General features: G+C 48.8%; 14 protein-coding genes. 3 read left to right on the top strand and 11 right to left on the bottom strand.

From position 1 onward, the window contains the following. The first annotated feature begins 70 nt into the window (after positions 1-70). Positions 71-1,510 carry an alanine/glycine:cation symporter family protein gene (locus IEW69_RS00365; protein WP_188624834.1) on the top strand — a complete coding sequence of 480 codons (1,440 nt, stop codon included), beginning with the start codon at positions 71-73 and terminating at the stop codon, positions 1,508-1,510. On the opposite strand, the gene IEW69_RS16855 is transcribed toward IEW69_RS00365, so the two are convergent. The 7 genes from IEW69_RS16855 to IEW69_RS00330 all read right to left on the bottom strand — a co-directional run bounded on the left by IEW69_RS16855 (position 1,477) and on the right by IEW69_RS00330 (position 8,047). Next, entirely contained in the window at positions 1,477-2,775 is a 1,299-nt protein-coding gene (locus IEW69_RS16855; protein WP_229663471.1) for an ABC transporter ATP-binding protein, read from the bottom strand. The two genes, IEW69_RS00365 and IEW69_RS16855, sit on opposite strands and share 34 nt — an antisense overlap. A gap of 60 nt (positions 2,776-2,835) precedes the next feature. Next, positions 2,836-3,684 (bottom strand): ABC transporter permease, encoded by an 849-nt coding sequence (locus IEW69_RS00355; RefSeq protein WP_188624833.1) that lies wholly within the window; start codon positions 3,682-3,684, stop codon positions 2,836-2,838. Between the two features lie 36 nt (positions 3,685-3,720). Beyond that, positions 3,721-4,584, bottom strand: coding sequence for a glycosyltransferase family 2 protein (locus IEW69_RS00350; protein WP_188624832.1), 864 nt, complete (start codon positions 4,582-4,584; stop codon positions 3,721-3,723). Continuing rightward, positions 4,553-5,539, bottom strand: coding sequence for a glycosyltransferase family 2 protein (locus tag IEW69_RS00345; RefSeq protein ID WP_188624831.1), 987 nt, complete (start codon positions 5,537-5,539; stop codon positions 4,553-4,555). Before IEW69_RS00345 ends, IEW69_RS00350 begins: the two co-directional genes overlap by 32 nt. A 20-nt stretch (positions 5,540-5,559) precedes the next feature. Further along, positions 5,560-6,666, bottom strand: a complete 1,107-nt coding sequence (gene glf / locus IEW69_RS00340) for a UDP-galactopyranose mutase (RefSeq protein WP_188624830.1) — start codon at positions 6,664-6,666, stop codon at positions 5,560-5,562. A 261-nt stretch (positions 6,667-6,927) separates the two neighbouring features. After that, on the bottom strand, positions 6,928-7,224 hold the full coding sequence (locus IEW69_RS00335) for a hypothetical protein (RefSeq protein WP_188624829.1): 297 nt from the start codon (positions 7,222-7,224) through the stop codon (positions 6,928-6,930). A gap of 19 nt (positions 7,225-7,243) precedes the next feature. After that, entirely contained in the window at positions 7,244-8,047 is an 804-nt protein-coding gene (locus IEW69_RS00330; protein WP_188624828.1) for an SDR family oxidoreductase, read from the bottom strand. Positions 8,048-8,211: 164 nt separating this feature from the next. Between IEW69_RS00330 and IEW69_RS00325 the strand changes: the two genes are divergently transcribed. Next, a complete protein-coding gene (locus tag IEW69_RS00325; protein WP_188624827.1) occupies positions 8,212-8,910 on the top strand; it encodes a DUF2490 domain-containing protein in 699 nt (232 codons plus the stop codon). A gap of 33 nt (positions 8,911-8,943) precedes the next feature. Here IEW69_RS00325 and IEW69_RS00320 read toward each other — a convergent pair whose 3' ends face one another. Then, the gene (locus IEW69_RS00320; protein WP_188624826.1) at positions 8,944-10,452 is read right to left on the bottom strand and encodes a YfcC family protein; all 1,509 of its coding nucleotides are present in this window, start codon (positions 10,450-10,452) and stop codon (positions 8,944-8,946) included. Positions 10,453-10,535: 83 nt separating this feature from the next. On the opposite strand from IEW69_RS00320, the gene IEW69_RS00315 reads away from it, so the two are divergent. After that, positions 10,536-11,852, top strand: coding sequence for an alpha/beta hydrolase (locus IEW69_RS00315; protein WP_188624825.1), 1,317 nt, complete (start codon positions 10,536-10,538; stop codon positions 11,850-11,852). Here the strand turns inward: IEW69_RS00315 and IEW69_RS00310 are convergent, their stop codons facing one another. Genes IEW69_RS00310 through IEW69_RS00300 form a run of 3 tightly spaced genes read right to left on the bottom strand, consistent with a single transcriptional unit; the run spans position 11,853 to position 17,623 of the window. Beyond that, positions 11,853-13,271, bottom strand: coding sequence for an efflux transporter outer membrane subunit (locus IEW69_RS00310; protein ID WP_229663470.1), 1,419 nt, complete (start codon positions 13,269-13,271; stop codon positions 11,853-11,855). Positions 13,272-13,300: 29 nt separating this feature from the next. Continuing rightward, a complete protein-coding gene (locus tag IEW69_RS00305) occupies positions 13,301-16,456 on the bottom strand; it encodes an efflux RND transporter permease subunit (protein ID WP_188624824.1) in 3,156 nt (1,051 codons plus the stop codon). A gap of 3 nt (positions 16,457-16,459) precedes the next feature. Next, a complete protein-coding gene (locus tag IEW69_RS00300) occupies positions 16,460-17,623 on the bottom strand; it encodes an efflux RND transporter periplasmic adaptor subunit (RefSeq protein ID WP_188624823.1) in 1,164 nt (387 codons plus the stop codon). Positions 17,624-17,686: the final 63 nt, after the last annotated feature.

Raw genomic sequence — 17,686 nt, 5'->3', positions numbered from 1 at the left:
TCCCTCTAAAATGCTTATTATTGCATTTTTTTCAAGCTTTTTATGCTTGATCAAACCTTAAAGCGCAACAATGGAAAGTATCATTTCGGGAATTAACGACATCGTCTGGAGCAACGCCCTAATATTTTTATGTTTGGTAACAGGAATCTATTTTTCCATTGTCACACGGTTTCTTCAGATCCGTTACATCAAAGAAATGTGGCGACTGCTGTTCGACGGTGAAAGTTCCGCAGCAGGAGTTAGTTCTTTCCAGGCTTTCGCAATTGCCATTTCTGGCCGTGTAGGTACCGGAAACATAGCCGGTGTGGCAACTGCCATCGCAATGGGTGGCCCTGGCGCGATATTCTGGATGTGGATCATCGCTTTCCTGGGTAGTGCATCTGCTTTCATTGAAGCAACACTCGGACAAATCTATAAGCAGCTTAACAACGGACAGTACCGTGGTGGTCCTGCATTCTACATTGAAAAAGGTTTAGGCATAAAATGGTACGCAACCTTGTTTGCAGTAGCCACCATCGCCAGTATGGCATTACTTCTTCCAGGCACGCAAAGCAACAGCATTGCTTTAAGTATGCACAACGCCTTCAATGTGCCGGTATTGTATTCCGGAATTGGTGTTGCCATCTTGCTGGGCTTAATCATATTCGGCGGGGTTAAACGTATCGGTAAGGTAGCGGAAATCGTGGTGCCTTTCATGGCAGGTGCCTACATCCTGATGGCTGTGGTAATCATGGCATTAAACATCACCGAAATTCCGGCTGTACTTTCCCTGATCATCAAATCTGCTTTCCACCTGGAACCTGCATTCGCTGGAGTATTCGGGATGGCCATCGCCTGGGGTGTTAAGCGTGGTATTTACTCCAACGAGGCCGGTCAAGGGACTGCACCGCATGCGGCCGCAGCAGCAGAAGTTACGCACCCGGTAAAACAAGGCCTGGTACAAGCTTTCTCCGTATATATTGACACCTTATTCGTTTGTACCGCAACAGCATTCATGATTCTTTTCACCGGGCAATACAACGTCGTAAATCCTGAAGGTGGTTACCTGGTGGAAAATCTTCCGGGTGCTAAAATTGGTGCAGAATACACCCAATTGGCTGTAAGTGCGCACTTCCCTTCTATTGGCAGTGGCTTTGTAGCAATTTCCCTGTTGTTCTTCGCCTTCACCACCATCATGGCGTACTACTACATCGCAGAAACCAACCTGAGCTACCTGGATAAAAAAGGTAATAAGTGGCTGCTTAACCTGCTGCGTATTGTAATGCTCGGCGCCACCATCTTTGGTGCGGTGAAAACTGCGGAAGCTGCATGGATGCTGGGCGATATCGGTGTGGGTGTTATGGCATGGCTGAATGTCGTGGCCATCATCTTGCTACGTAAACCAGCGCTTAAAGCCCTGAAAGACTACCAGGAACAACGCCGTGCAGGAAAAGACCCGGTATTTGATCCGGTAGCCCTAGGCATCAAGAATACGGATCAATGGACCGCAGGCAGCTCATCCTCAAAGTAAGAAAAGGCATTTAACAGCATTGCACCGGCACCCCGGTTGTGCTCAAATGACCAGCCGCTTGCGGCAATAAAGCTGGACTCGATTTCAAAGCCCAGACAACTTTCGTGGATGTCTATGATGCGCTTTCCGGTTTCCGCAACGATGAGGTCCAGGAAATAACTGCCTTTAGCCAGGTATGGTGGGTTCAGACGTATGACCATCTGGTGCACCCCGGGTTCAAGTTCATGTTCCCGCTGCTGCGTTAAACCTATTGGCCCGAATAGCAGCGGCAAGCCATTGTGGTCCCGGACAATGACTTCCAAAGACACCTTCATTGGGATGTTGCATTGAAGTTGACAATGCACATCAATCGGTGCATCGTTGAAAAGCGCGTTCGTCACAACCCCCTTCTGCTTGATGTAGGCTTGTTTAAAATAGACTTCCAGGTTGACTGGCGGGTTCGGATTAACAAAATGCCCACGATCGTTTTCCGGATTCTGCTGCAGGTAAATCTTAATGGCATCTGCCAGGTTCGTGTTTTCATGCATTCTGCCGTTATGCAGCAGAATGGCGGTATCACATAGCGACTTTACAGATTCCACATTGTGGCTCACGAACAGCACCGTACGGCCATTATCTTTCGTAACCTGCCCCATCTTACCCATACACTTCCGCTGGAACTCGGCATCTCCTACAGCTAAGACCTCATCAACGATCAGGATTTCCGCTTCCAGGTGTGCCGCAACGGCAAATGCCAGTCGCACATACATCCCGGAGCTGTACCGCTTTACCGGCGTATCAATGTAGCGCTCCACACCCGCAAAGTCGACGATCTCGTCGAACCGCTTCTTGATCTCCGCTTTGCGCATCCCCAGGATGGCACCATTGATAAAAATGTTCTCCCGGCCCGTAAGTTCGGGATGAAATCCGGTACCCACTTCCAGCAAACTTGCAATGCGGCCGCGACCTTTAATGGTGCCGGTGGTCGGGGAAGTAATCCGGCTCAGCAGTTTAAGCAGCGTGCTCTTTCCGGCCCCATTACGACCGATAATGCCCAGCGCGGATCCTTCCTCTACCTCAAAATTAATGTCCTTCAGACTCCATACCAGCTTGCTGTCCGTTTTCTTATTGCGGTCATTTACTTCACCAATCTTCAGAAAAGGATCTTCCTTGCCGCGCATCATTGCCCACCAGCGCTCCAGGTCACGGCTGATGGTGCCCGTGCTGAATTCACCAAGCTCGTATGCCTTTGAAATATTTTCTGCCTTGATTACAATTTTGCCCATGAATTCAATCCTGCTTTCCTACACATTATACCTGATCTGCTGCCGATTTGTTTGTTGTGGTTATACGGTATCCACGAAGCTCTTCTGCACCTTGTTGAAGGTGACGACACCAAGGAAAAGAATGACAACCGTAATAAACGTGGTGTAACCAAGCATGGACCAGCTGAAGGTGCCTGTGCCCAGAAAGCCCATCCGGAAGGTCTCAATAATAGGGGTCATCGGATTGAATTTAATAAGATTATGGAAGCGCTCCGGTGCAGCCGATAATGGGAATACCACCGTTGTCGCGTACATCAACAAGGGAACACCGAAAGTGACCAGAAAAGCCAGGTCCCGGTATTTTGTTGTCATTGCGGAAACAACCATGCCCAGACCCAGCCCCAGGCAAGCCATTAAAAGCACCAGCACCGGGAACAACAGCACATACCAGGTGATCTGAAAATGTCCACCCTTTAAGCCGTAAAATAACATCATCGCAAACAGCAGTAGCAGTTGCACGCCGAATTTCACCAGATTGGAGAACACCACACTCAGAGGCATGATCAACCTGGGAAAGTAAACCTTGCCAAAGATGTAAGCATTGTCCCGGAAGACCGAAGAGGTTTTAATGAAGCAATCTGAAAAGTAGTTCCAGGTGACCACCCCTGCCAGATAAAACAGCGGCTTCGGCAGCCCATCTGTGGAGATGCCGGCAACGTTGCCGAAAATCAGCGAAAAGATCAGCACGGTAAAGATCGGCTGGATGAAAAACCAGATCGGCCCGAGGATGGTCTGCTTGTAAAAGGATATGAAATCCCGCTTAACCAACAGCCAGAGCAAATCCCGGTATTCGTAATTCTCCTTTAGTTTGATGTCAAGCAACGATGTGTTCGGTTTTATCTCCCAGTACTTATCAGATTCGTGCATCATATCAGCTGCGCTTTGGCTATTGGTAAGTTACGGCTTTTATATAATTTTCAGAAAACGTCGGGTAGACCAGCAGCTCTTGCTGTAGAAATCCTGCACTTCGCGGCTAACCGGGGTATGCACCAGCTCCTTGCGCAGCTTCATAAATTCTACCAGGGCCTGATAAAACCAGGGCAAGGCAGCAGGACCAAGTCGCCGGATGCTTTTCAGGTTGTTCAGGTAAACGCGGGTGACATATTTCGATCGATCCTTCTTATCGAAGAACTTGTACACGATGGCCATCTCATTCCGGATGGAGAAGACCTTGAGCCGCCTGGAGCTCCGGTTGATGACGCTCGTCCGGTGGTCCACATAACAGTGTGCGAAGTAACGGATGCTGAATCCGGCATCCAGACACCGGATGGCATACTCCCATTCATGGGTATAGATGAACAGCCACTCCGCAAAGCCGCCGATTTTCTCGAAAAGTGTTTTCCGGATGATCGCCCCACAGCCAATGAAATCGATATTATCTTCCATGTGCACGAGGTAATCTGTTGGGAAGGCACCGCCGGTAACATTGAGCGCAAGAATGCCGATTTTCGGATCGTCATCTAACACCGCAATGGCTTCATCTAAACCACTTACAATATTGCTGTCGTCATCCAGCACCACCAGGTATTCGCCTTTCGCAAGTTCAAAGCCATCATTCCAGCCTGCAATGCCAATGTTCTTACTGCGCGCAAGGATCCGCACTTCAGGGTAGGCTCTGCTTAACGAAATGATCGAATTGTCGGACGAGGCATTGTCCACCACGATGATCTCGTAGTCGCTTTTGCCAGCCATGAGTTCCATCGTTTTTCCAACGGTAATCAGTAGTTCTTTTTCCCTGTTATAATTCAGGATCACAAACGAGATTTTCATTTTCTACTTTGGTTTTAGTGTTGGAAGCATAGGTTTCAGATGTCTGGCCGGGTCGCTTAAATACTTTAGAAATATTGGAGAAGTCACGTTTGAGGAAGTCGAATACTGGCCTTGTACCTTCAAAAAGATTCAGAAACAGCGACTGGGTATAGGGGGACACCGGGGTATAGGACAATGACTTTCTGTTCTTATAAAATGCGGCCATACCCAGCATGTTATACCAGGTATCTTTGAAATGCAGCTGCCTTACGCCTTTCAGGTTGTTGAATACCACACGCCATACATTTTTCATCCGGCCCTCACCCATGTATTTGTATACGATGGAAAGCTCGTGACCCGTCACGAAAACCCTTAACCGTTTGCTGCTTCGATTTACTTCACTGGCCCGGTGCGTCACCTGGCAATCTGCAAAATACCGTACCTGGTAGCCGGCATCCACTACACGCAAGCCCAGATCCCATTCGTTCACATACAGGAACATCCAATCTGCATAGCCCCCAACTGTCAGGTAAGTTTCCCTTCTATAGATCGCACCGCAGCCAATAAATCCAACAATGGATTGTCCATCCTTCCATTTCCAGCCTTCACTGGTGTAAGGACCAGAAACCACGTTTAAGGCAAGTACCCCGATTTCCGGATGCTGATCCATATGCGCCAATGCCGCTTCCAGGCCAAAGTCGATCTGACTGTCATCATCCAGAATGATGAAGTAGTCGCCTTTTGCGCGTTGAAAACCAAGGTTCCAGGCCGGGGCACCGGTATTTACCGGGTTTTGAATCAATACCACATCGGGGTAGTGCCTGATTACCGCTTCAGCACTTCCATCGGTAGAGGCATTGTCCACAATAACAAGCTCAAATTCGGGATCGTTTTCAATTAAGGCCTTTGTTCTGGCAATGGTCAGCAGCAACTCTGCTTTTCTGTTGTAGTTTACAATGACGAAGGATGCACGCATGGTTCTTTCTTTTATTTTCTTTACTGATCTTTAAGTTCTTTCTCTGCGATCATTAGCGCTCTTGCGACGACCTGATCCATGTTGTAATACTTATAATCCGCCAGCCGGCCGCAAAACAGTACATTATCCAGCTGCGCTGCTTCTGCTTTGTATTTGTTGAAAAGGTCGTGATTTATGGCTCTTGGAATTGGATAGTAGCGTTCGAGATCATCACCTGCATCGAGTGCATATTCGCGGGTGATGGTGGTCAGGTGGCTTTTCTGACCCGTGGCATGCTTCCATTCCACGATCCGTGTGAAGTCGTACTCATTGGGATAGTTCACCTGCTGGCAGGGCTGATGGAATTCCTGATCAAAGGTTTCATGTTCAAAGCGCAGCGATCTGTATGGAAGCTTACCGAACTTATAGTCGAAAAAGGAATCTATGGGACCGGTATAGATCATCTTTCGGTAAGGCACCGTCTGCAGCAGTTCGCGATAGTCGGTCTGCTGCATGACCGAGATGTTTGGGTGGCTGAGCATCCGCTGAAACATGGCCGTATAGCCGTGCTTGGGCATACCCTGATAAGTGTCGGTAAAGTAGCGGTCATCCCGGTTTGTGCGCACCGGAATTCTGGCTGTCACACTGGCCGCAAGATCGCGGGGGTGAATCTCCCACTGTTTTAGGGTGTAACCTTTGAAGAACTTGTTATACAAGGCTTCGCCAACCTGACTGATCACCATCTCTTCAGCATCTGCGGGGTTGTTAATGTTTGCTTTTACCTCATCATAGTAAGCCTGCACAGCGGCGGGGCTGCTCAGGTCCAGGCCGTACAGCATATTCAGCGTGTCGCGGTTAATGGGAAAGGGTACCAGCATACCATCAACGTATGACTGTACCCGATGGTAATGGTAGCGCCAGGCGGTAAAGGCAGACAGGTATTCAAATACTTTGCGGTCATTGGTATGAAACCAGTGTGGTCCGTATTTATGGATCAGAATGCCATGTTCATTGTAATAATCATAAGCATTGCCGCCAATGTGATTGCGCTTGTCCACAATCAGTATCTTTTTATTTTTTTGGCTAGCCAATCGCTCGGCCAGTACACTCCCGGAAAAACCTGCGCCTACTATCAGATAATCGAACATATATGCGTGCTAAAACTTCTGCTTTTCAGGCTTTTGTCCAGGGATAAGACCGCAAGCACAAACACCAATAATAATCTAGATTACAGCAACTTAACGGCTATGGTTTTCAAAAAGGAAAGTTGCCGTATAAAACCCTGTAAAATGAACAAGCCCTTACATGTTCTACGTAAGGGCTTGTGCTGTAAGTTTATGTATTTAGCACTTTGTAGCGGTGCAAACACCTGCAAACCGGATATTATCCATTGTGCTTCAGGTAATTAACTACCATACATCGTTTTTGCTGAAGTTCAACGAGTCTTTGACAAAATTTGCGAGTTCATCTTCTTCTCCTGCCGTTTGTACGCGTTGTTTTAAGGCCGCTTTCCAATCCGCGATCGCCGCTTCTGGCGTATCTCCACGGCCAACAATTCCGCTTTCCATATCAGGCCCCAAGTGGCAGCAATAGGCCGCTTCTTCCTTGAATACCACAGGTTGCAGGGTTTTAAGTGTTCTTTCAACATCAGCAGCTGTAAAATCAATGTCTACAAGTGCCGACTCCGCTATGATCATCTGTTCCATATTTATATGCTATTATCGTTTAACCATTGTCTACAAAGCCCGGGTAGAGCGTCATACCGCCATCCACGTAGATCGTGGTTCCCGTAACGTAATCGCTGTCGTCCGATCCCAGCCACAGCGCTACTTTCGCGATGTCTTCAGGTTTACCGATCCGCTTATAAGGGATAAGCTTGATCAGCTCCTTCCGCTTTTCTTCGTCACTCCACACCTCTTCGTTGATGTCTGTTGCAATGGCACCCGGAGAAATGGCATTTACCCGGATTTTCTTCGGCGCAACTTCCAGTGCCAGTGATTTCATCAGCATCAGGATTCCACCTTTGGAGGATGCATAGTTGACATGGCCTGCCCAAGGGATGATGTCGTGTACGGAACTCATAAAAATGATATTCCCTTTGGCCATATCTTCAGGACCAGCTTGCACTTGTTGTTCAAAATGGCGGATTGCGGCGCGTGCACAAAGGAATTGTCCCGTCAGGTTCGTGTGGATCACTTTATCCCATTGCTCCAGGCTCATGCTGGCAAAGTCGCTGTCTTGCTGAATGCCGGCATTGTTGATCAACACGTCGATACGGCCATATTCCGCTTCTGTTTTGCGGAACATCTCTTCTACTTCGCCTTCATCGCTTACATCTGCCTGATGGATAAAGCCCGAACCACCGGCCTCTTTGATGCGGTCCAGCGTTTCATTGGCACCTTCATCATCGCCATGGTAGTTGACCACCACATTGGCACCTTGCTGGCCAAAGCCAATGGCGATACCCTGCCCTATGCCGGAGCTCGCTCCGGTAACAATTACGGTCTTTTTATTTGTTGCTGCTGACATGTTTTCTTAGTTTGGTTGAACACTAAAAACAACCAATGCCGGTAAAGGTTTCCGCTTATGCACGACAGCTCACGCGCTCTTTATGCAATCCTGCTGCATGGTTTATGTGCTGCGTATCAAATAAATTGAATAGATTTGGGCTATTTTAAACTTAAAACAACCCCATGATCCATTCTTTGCTGCGACTCGCTGTTCTGTTTACAAGTTTAATGCTCTTCACAAATATCGCCTTTGCGCAAATCGGCAACGGCGGCTGGTTTAACCTCACCCATACGCAAAAGTTATCGCCGAAATTTGACCTGCTTACCGACTTTCAGTTTCGTTCTGCGAACAATTTCGACTACCTGGGTACCCGATTACTAAGAGGTGCATTGGGCTATAACCTGAACAAGCAGCATTCTGTGGCGCTCGGGTATGCAAATGTTACCGATTGGGAGATGATGGACGAGGAAAAGATCAGTACCCTGGAAAACCGCTTTTTCCAACAGTATATCTACAAGAATGTGGTGGAGCGCTTAAGGCTCAACTTCCGCGTACGCTTCGAACAACGTTTCCGTGGCCCGGAGGATGAGTTCTCCCAGCGCCTGCGCTTACAGCTTGGTGCCGTTGTGCCTTTAATTGCAGATGAAAAGTTTAGCAAAGGTATGTATGCTTTGCTGCAGTCGGAAGTGATGTTTAACGTTCAGAACAAGGAAAAAATTAACAATAGCTTCTTCGACCAGCACAGACCATTGGTTGCACTGGGCTATCGTTTCAACAAACATATTGATACGGAGGTTGGATACCTACGGATGCAGCAACGCAAGAAGACCGGCGATATTGAACGTGATTTGGTACAATTCAGAATCCTGACAAACTTTTAAGCCGTTTAACCGGCAGCCGGTGCTTAAGCTGCTTTAGTTCATGTTAACGCTGATCACCAGAAAGGCGATACAAAGCACCAGCAGCATCAGTAGCAATGGGCGGATGAATTTCCACCAGGCTTTAGGACTTACATTGACTAATGCCAGCGATGGTAGCAATAAGCCTGTAGGGGTAACCATCCCCATGATGCCCATACCGAAGAGGTAGCTGTTCACGATCTCGCGACCGGGAACACCGGCAATTACAGCCAGGGAGCCCATGATCGGCATGGTAACGACCGCCATTCCGGAGGTACTTGCAATGAACAAGGTGAAAACCATGTACACAAAGAGCATGATCACAATGAATATGGATGGTGGCAGTTGGTCCACCATGTTGGCGGCATAAAAAAGTATGCTGTCGCTGATGTTCCCTTCATTGAGCATGATGGTTACCCCTCTCGCAGTACCAATAATGAAAGCTACAGAAAGCAGTTCTTCTGCGCCTTTAATGAACAAGCCGATGAAGTTCTTTTCACCCATACGCGTGATAATGGCCACCAGAATGGAAGAAGCGAGAAACAAGGCAGACATCTCCGGTAACCACCAGTTGAATACCACCACCCCGGCAATTAAAATCAGGAAGGTACTCAGGAAGATCAGGAGCAATAAACCGGTTTTTCCACCAGCTTTGCTTTGAGCTTCCGGTTCTGCATGGAGCGTTGCGAAAGGACTTTTCACCACACCATCACATTGGAACACGTAAGACGCTTCAGGGTTCAGCTTCACTTTCTGCGCATACTTGACCACGTACCAGATGAACAATCCGGTGGAGAACACAAACATCGCCAGGCGGCCGTAAATGCCGTCGGTCCAGGTAATCCCCGCAGCATTCGAAGCAATGATCGTTGAGAATGGATTGCTGAAGGAGGATAAGGTACCGAGCTGTGTGCCGCCAAAGAGCACGGCGACAGGCACCAGAAGATCATATCCGGCAGCCAGGAACAGGGGCACCATGATCGGGTAAAATGCTAGTGCTTCTTCTGCCATGCCGAAAGAGGCGCCACCAAAGGAAAACAGGAAGCCAAGGATCACGATGAGCCAGGCTTCCCGGCCATGCATCCTCGCGGAGAGGCTGCGCAAGCCTTCTTCCATCGCGCCTGTCGCATAGAAAACGCTGATGAATCCACCAGTCACCAGAATGAAAAGAATGATGTCTATGGTATCGTAGATCCCCTTTATGGGTGCGGTTAAAATCTCTACTGGCCCTTCGCGATTGGCTTCTATGCGCTCGTAGGTTCCCGGAATGGATACCGGCTTCCGGATGCTGCCATCTTTGAATTTCTCCAGTGCAATCTTGATCTCCATCGCATCGAGCGTTTCCTGCGTAAGCGGCAGGCTTCGATCCCCGTCGGGACTGCTGTAGGTAAAGGTTGTTGCCCCATCCTGATAAGAAAGTGTATGGTATTTACCTGCTGGAATTAACCATGTAGCGATTGCAGCGACGATGATAACCATCATAAGAATGGTTATCGGAGAAGGGAGTTTTTTGATGGTGGCCATTTGTAGCGGCAAAGTTCAAATTAATAATCGTGGAATTCAAATTATGTTAACTTTGGTCTGTTACTAAAAATACCTAAGCATACATGAAGAAATTATTGTTATTCTTTACCATCCTTTTATTGACAACAAGCGCATTTTCGCAAAGTGTGGTGGCCCTGATGAACCGTTCGGGTGACTTCTTTGATACTTTAAGTGCTGGAAAATTCGAGGATGCGACCACGTTTTTTGATCCCACACTACAGGCGCAAGTAAAGCCCGAACATTTGAAAAGCCTTTGGGAGAAATTAGATACGCAAATTGGCAAGTACGAGTCTGCCGAGATTGTACAGAGTAAATCAGAAGGTGAGTTCTTCGTGGTGGTTGTAGAAGGCAAGTTCGCCAAAGACAGTCAGCGTTTTGTACTTGCTTTTAACAAGGGCGAGAAGATGGTTGGTTTTTACCTGCAGCAAAAGGCACCATCTAGTGCCTATGCCCTACCCGCTTATGCCGATACCGCGAACATCAAACAGCAGGAAGTGAAAATTAAAGGTGCCAAGAACGACCTTGTGGGCATGCTGACCATGCCTAAAACCGGCAGTAACATCCCGGTGGTTATTCTGGTACATGGATCAGGGCCTGGTGATATGGATCAGAGTGTTGGTGCCGTAAAGCCGTTTAAAGACATCGCTTTGGGACTTGCTGCAAAAGGCATCGCCAGCATCCGCTACGTAAAACGTACACTGGTGTACCCTCAGGAATATTCGGGCGCCTTTACGGTTAAAGAAGAAACCATCAATGATGCGGTAACCGCAGTTAACCTGTCTAAAACCATTCCGCAGCTGAATAAAAAACAGATTTACGTTTTCGGTCTTAGCCTGGGCGGCATGCTTGCACCAAGAATCGCAACCCTTAGTCCGGACATCAAAGGCATCATCATGGCGGCTGCGCCGGCTAGAAAGTTCACCGATTTGATCATCGATCAGAACCATTACATGTACGGCTTGTCGAAAGACACCACGGCAGCAACAAAGGAAATGTTCAACAAGAATCTGCAGTTAATTGAAACTTCAAGGTTAACCAAGCTAGGCACCATGAAGCCAGATTCGTTGATTCTGCAGTTACCTGCATCTTACTGGATTGACCTGAACAACTATGATCAGGTGGCCACTGCAAAGAAATTATCACAGCGCATCATGGTGATTCAGGGCGGCATGGACTTCCAGGTTTCAGATGCAGATTATAAGCTCTGGACTGCAGCTTTGGGGAAAAAGTCCAATGCAAGTCTTAAGTTCTATCCGGAGCTTAATCACCCACTGACGGTGCAAACCGAGAAAGGTACAGCAGAGCAGTACAGAACGCCTGCGAATGTATCCGAGGTGGTGATCAACGACCTTGCGACCTGGATTAAAGCCAGCAAATAACTACTGCCAGCCCCCACCAAGGGCGCGATATAAATCTACTACCGCCTGCAGCTTCTGCAGGCGGTCACTTACACCACTTAGCTCCGCCTGGAGCAGTGCCTGCTCCGAAGTGAGCACATCCGTATAGTTGGTTGCGGAACTGTAACGCAACAACTCCTCTGTGAAGGAAACGGACTTCTGTAAAGCTTCAATCTGACGTATTCTGGAAACTTCCTTTTCGCCTGCAGCCTGATAGGCGTACAACGCATTTGATACCTCCTGTCCGGCATTTAACAATGCAAACTGGAAATCATTCAGCGACTGTGCCTGCAAGGATTGCGCACGTGTTAAGCGGGCTTTGTTCGCCCCTTGGGCGAAAATTGGCTGGGTTAGGCCACCAACAACATTGTAGAAAAGGGCATTTGTAAAGAAATCCCGTAAGCTCAGGTTGGAAAATCCACCTGAAGCGGTTAGCGTAAGTGCAGGGTAAAAGAATGATCTTGCTACGTTAACATCTTCCAGGGAGGCACGTAAAGCGAACTCTGCGGCTTGCACATCCGGGCGGTTCTGCAGGAGCTGCGCAGGCATGCCCAGGCTCACATCTGTAAAGGGTTGTTGATCGGCTAATTTGTTGCGTCGGATTTCAGCAGGGGCCCTGCCCAGCAGCACAGAAAGTGCATTCTCTGTTTGCCGGATGTTCAGTTTCAGGTCAGGGATGGTCACCTCCGCAGCGTAGCGATTGGCTTCCGCCTGTACCACGGCAGCGCCGGTTACGACGGCACCTTCCTTCAGCGCCCGTAGGGTTTCGACACTTTCAATCCGCTTCTTCAGGGTCAGTTGGGTGATCTCCAGCTGGCGATCCAGTGCCAGGAGGTTGTAATAGCTATTTGAAATATCGGCGATGAGCTGTGTTTCCACTGCCCGCCTTGCGGCATCGGTACGCAGGTAGCTGTTTAATGCCGAGCGTTTAGCACTGCTCAGCTTACCCCAGATATCTGCTTCCCAGGAAGTGCTGAGTTGCAGGCGGTGTGTGGTGGTTAAGGTTCGGATGTTAACGCCGTTGCGGAAGTTTAAGCTGGCTTCAGATGTTTTTGCACGCGTTACATTGGCACTGGCATCTAAAGTCGGCAGTAAGGCTAGACGTTGCTGTCTGAGGATAGCTTCTGCCTGCACGATGTTTTCAATGGCATTCTTCAGATCCAGGTTATTTTGTAAACCTTCCTGGATCAGTTGTTTTAGAATCGGATCGTTGAACATACTCTGCCATGTTCTTGCAGCCATGTTTAGCGTATCTGTCCCCTGCTGGTTGCGGTACAGTCCTTCTGTGATCAGGTTTGGTCGTTCGTAAGTCTCACTCACCTTACAGGCGCTAAACAAGCTGAGTACCGCTGCGGCGGCGAACATGCCCTTTTTATATCCGTTATATTTTCTGTTAATCATTGGTTCTTTATACAAAGCGTCAGGAAGTATTAGGTTGTACGGTCTGTCTGGTGTTCATCATCCACCTCATCGTAGAAGTTTGTCGCCGGCCCGCTGATCTTCTCCTGTAAGCTCTGGAAGATGATGAACAGCACCGGAATGATGAACACACCCAGTATGGTTCCCACGAGCATACCGCCTACGGCACCTGTACCGATCGACCGGTTACCAATCGCCCCGGCCCCTGAAGAAAACATCAATGGCAACAAGCCGAAGATGAAGGCAAAGGAGGTCATCAGGATTGGGCGGAAACGTGCAACGGCACCATCTATGGCTGCCTTCGCGATCGGCATACCGTTACGCCTTCTTTCCAGGGCAAACTCCACGATCAGAATTCCGTTTTTCGCGAGCAGTCCGATGAGCATGATCAGGGAAATCTGCAGGTAAATGTTGCTGTTCAGCCCAAAGATGATGGAGAAGAAATAAGCACCTGCCAGTCCGAAAGGCAAGGAAAGAATCACCGCAAACGGCAGAATGTAGCTTTCATATTGTCCGCTTAACAGGAAGTAGACGAATACCAGACACAGGATGAAGATGAATACCGTTTGGCCGCCAGAAAGGAGCTCTTCTCTGGTTAAGCCGGAGAAGTCGTAACCGTAACCCACGGGGAGGGTTTCTGCGGCAACTTCCTGAATGGCCTTAATGGCATCCCCGGAGCTGTAACCTTCATTGGGGTTACCGGTAACGGAAATTGCACTAAAAAGGTTGAATCGGGAGATGGATTCTGGTCCGTACACCCGATCCATACGGATGAAGGTTGTGATTGGCGCCATCTGTCCGGTGTTGGTACGCACGAAAATCTTATTCAAGCTTTCCGGGTTGGCGCGGAACTTCGCGTCGGCCTGGATCATCACCCGGTATTGCTTTCCGAACTGGTTGTAGTTGGATGCATACACCCCACCGAAGTAACCCTGCATGGTGCTCAAAAGGGAGTTCACCGTTACCCCTGCTTCTTTAACTTTCTCCAGATTCACATTCATCATGTACTGCGGGAAGTTCGGGTTGAAGGACGTTGTTGCAAACTGTATTTCCGGGCGTTTGCCAAGCACCTCCAGGAACTTGTTGCTCACCCCGAAGAACTCCTGCGTGGTATGTACCGTTTGATCTTGCAGCTGCACTTCAAAACCACCACTCCGACCGAATCCGGAGATGGTTGGTGGTGCAACAAATACGAGCGAGGCATCACGGAAGCCCTTTGTTTTTTCTGTAAGCGTGCTGATCACCTTATCCACGCTCCCCTTACGATCGTCCCAGTGTTTGAGTTTGATGATCACCATGGCATAGGCACTACCTGCGCCAGCAAGGTGGTTTTGCCCGACAATCCGCAGCGTGTTACGCACCTCGGGGATGGTATGGGCAATACTGTCGACCTGGTTTGCCACTACTGTGGTTCGTTCCATGGAAGCTGCAGGTGGCAAGCTGATGTGAGCATACAAACTACCAAGATCCTCCTTAGGCACAAAGGAAGTTGGCGTGCTCTGCATCATATAATATAAGCCGCCGGTGAATAATACGATGGAAGCAATTACGATCCAGCTTTTACCAGCGAGGAAGAGTACCCCACGTTTGTAGCGGTTGGTCATGCGTCCGAAGCCAACATTAAAGGCGGTGTAAAAGCGGTTCATGAAGCTCTTGTGCTTTTCATCATCTGCATGTGGCTTCAGCAGGATGGCGCAGAGCGCCGGACTTAAGGTTAAGGCGTTAATGGCCGACAGGATGATGGCGACGGCTAGGGTAATACCAAACTGTTTGTAGAAAACGCCGGTGGAACCGGTGATGAAGGTTACCGGAATAAAAACGGCCGACATCACCAGGGTGATAGAAATAATGGCGCCGGAGATTTCATCCATAGCATCTATGGTTGCTCTTCTGGCCGACTTGTAGCCATGATCCAGCTTGGCGTGTACCGCCTCTACCACCACGATGGCATCATCCACCACAATACCGATGGCAAGCACCAGGGCAAAAAGCGTGAGCAGGTTGATGGTGAAACCGAACAGGTTCAGGAAGAAGAAGGTACCCACAATAGCTACCGGCACCGAGATGGCGGGAATTAGGGTGGAACGGAAATCCTGAAGGAATATGAATACGACGATAAATACCAGAACGAAGGCTTCAATAAGGGTGTGTACCACCTTCTCAATAGAGGCATCCAGGTTTTCGTTGATATCCACCAGCGTGGTATATTCTACGCCTGCAGGGAAGTTCTTTGCTGCCGCTTCGATCAGCTTCTTGGATTCATTGATTACATCACGCGCATTTGAACCTGGGGTCTGACTCACCGCAATACCAACGGAGGGTAAACCATTGGTGGTGTTGCTGGAGGTATAATCCAATGAACCGAGTTCTACACGTGCAATATCTTTTAGTCGCAACAGCTGGCCATTACCTGCAGCTTTAACCACGATGTTCTGGAACTCCTGCTCGGTGGTTAGGCGGCCTTTATATTTGATTACATACTGAAAAGTCTGTTCGCCACTTTCGCCGAACTTACCAGGTGCCGCTTCGATGTTCTGCTCGGCAAGTGCGGCGGAAACATCCTCCGGAATGAGGCCATACTGCGCCATCACATCGGGCTTCAGCCAGATGCGCATAGAATAATCCCGGGATCCGAATGCCCTGGCCTCCCCTACACCGGTAACCCGCTGAATTTGGGGGATGATGTTGATTTTCGCATAGTTCTGCAGAAAGGTCTGGTCGTACGCAGGCACCTTGCTGTAAATGGAAAACACCAGGAGATTGGTGCTCTGACTCTTGGTTACCGTAACCCCGGCGCGGGTTACTTCCTGCGGCAAAAGACTAGTGGCGCGGGATACCCTGTTCTGCACGTTCACCGCGGCAAGATCAGGGTCGGTACCGACCTTAAAGAAGATACTGATGGTTGCTGTACCTTCGTTGGTGGCGGAGGAAGTCATGTAGGTCATGTTCTCCACCCCGTTGATTTGCTCCTCCAGAGGGACGACCACACTTTTAAGGACCACATCCGCATTGGCACCTGGATAACTTGCACTCACCTGTACCGTGGGCGGCGCAATGTCGGGATATTGGGAAATCGGCAGCGCGATAAGGCCTAATATGCCCAGGATGACGATGATGACAGATATTACAGTGGATAGTACCGGGCGCTCTATAAATTTTTTAAACATCCTCTATTTCTTTAACTCTGCATAAATGTTATTCGCGTTGGCAGGTACGGGTTTGATCTTGGTACCATCCTTAAGGTTCGCTACACCTTCCAGCACGACCTTGTCGCCTGCCTTCAAACCTTTATCGACCACGAAAAACGATCCTGCGCTATTATCACGGACCGTAATCTGCACGTTCTTAGCAATGCTGTCGGTGCCCACTACTGATGCAAACCGCTTATCCTGCAGCTCGAAGGTTGCACTTTGAGGGATAAGGATGCCGTTTTTCACCTGCGTTGGGATCCGTACCGTCGCACTACTGCCGCTGCGGATCAAACCATTTGGATTGGGGAAGCTGGCGCGTACATTCACGGAACCTGTAGCGGTGTTGATCAGTCCGTTTACGGTCTGGATTCTGCCCTGCTGATTGTACAGGGTACCATCTGCCAGCACCAGCGATACGGATGGCATTTGTTTGATGCGTTCTGCAAAGGATGCTTTAGCATCTTTATTAAATTCTAAAAGTAGTTTTTCGTTAAAGGCGAAATAGGCATAGACATTGCCGATGCTGGAAACGGTGGTTAATGGCTCAGCATTGGAACCACTCACCAGACTACCCAGGCGGAAGGGAATGGATCCGACAACGCCATTTACGGGACTTTTAACATTGGTATAGCCGAGGTTGGTTCTTGCATTTGACAATGCAGCCTGGGCCTGAGAAAGGGTGGCCAGTGCCGCCTGATGGCGGTACTCCGCAGATTCGAGTTCGTATTTACTGATGATGTCTTTTTCGACCAGCGGTTTAACTTTGGTTACAGCCATTTTTGCCGTACTCACTTCCGCTTCTGCACTTTTGATGCTTGCCGTTGCGGTACGTACTTCCTGCTCAAACTGGGGTGCATTGATTTTGAATAAAGGTTGTCCGGCCTTAACCACCGCACCTTCGTCTACATAGATCTTTTCAACATAACCATCTACCCTGGGCCGGATCTCGATGTTTTGTTGCCCTTGAATGCTTGCCGGGAAGTCTGTATGGAGGGTGGCATCGGTTTGTTGAATCTCTAATACCTGGTGTGGCTTAATCTGGTTTGCCGCGGCCGCTTTTTCAGCTTTCTCGTCTTTACCGCCACAGGAACTGATGATTGCACTTGTAAATACAAGTAAGGCAAGCGGAATGTATTTTTTCATTAAGGGTTGGTGTTGCGTATGATCGATTGTTAATTTATCAATAGCAATTTTGCCTCCAAGCTC

It is taken from the genome of Pedobacter quisquiliarum, from assembly GCF_014642175.1.
GTDB lineage: Bacteria > Bacteroidota > Bacteroidia > Sphingobacteriales > Sphingobacteriaceae > Pedobacter > Pedobacter quisquiliarum.
The sequence above is the reverse complement of the archived record's forward strand: the minus strand, read 5'-3'. Positions and strand labels throughout refer to the sequence as shown.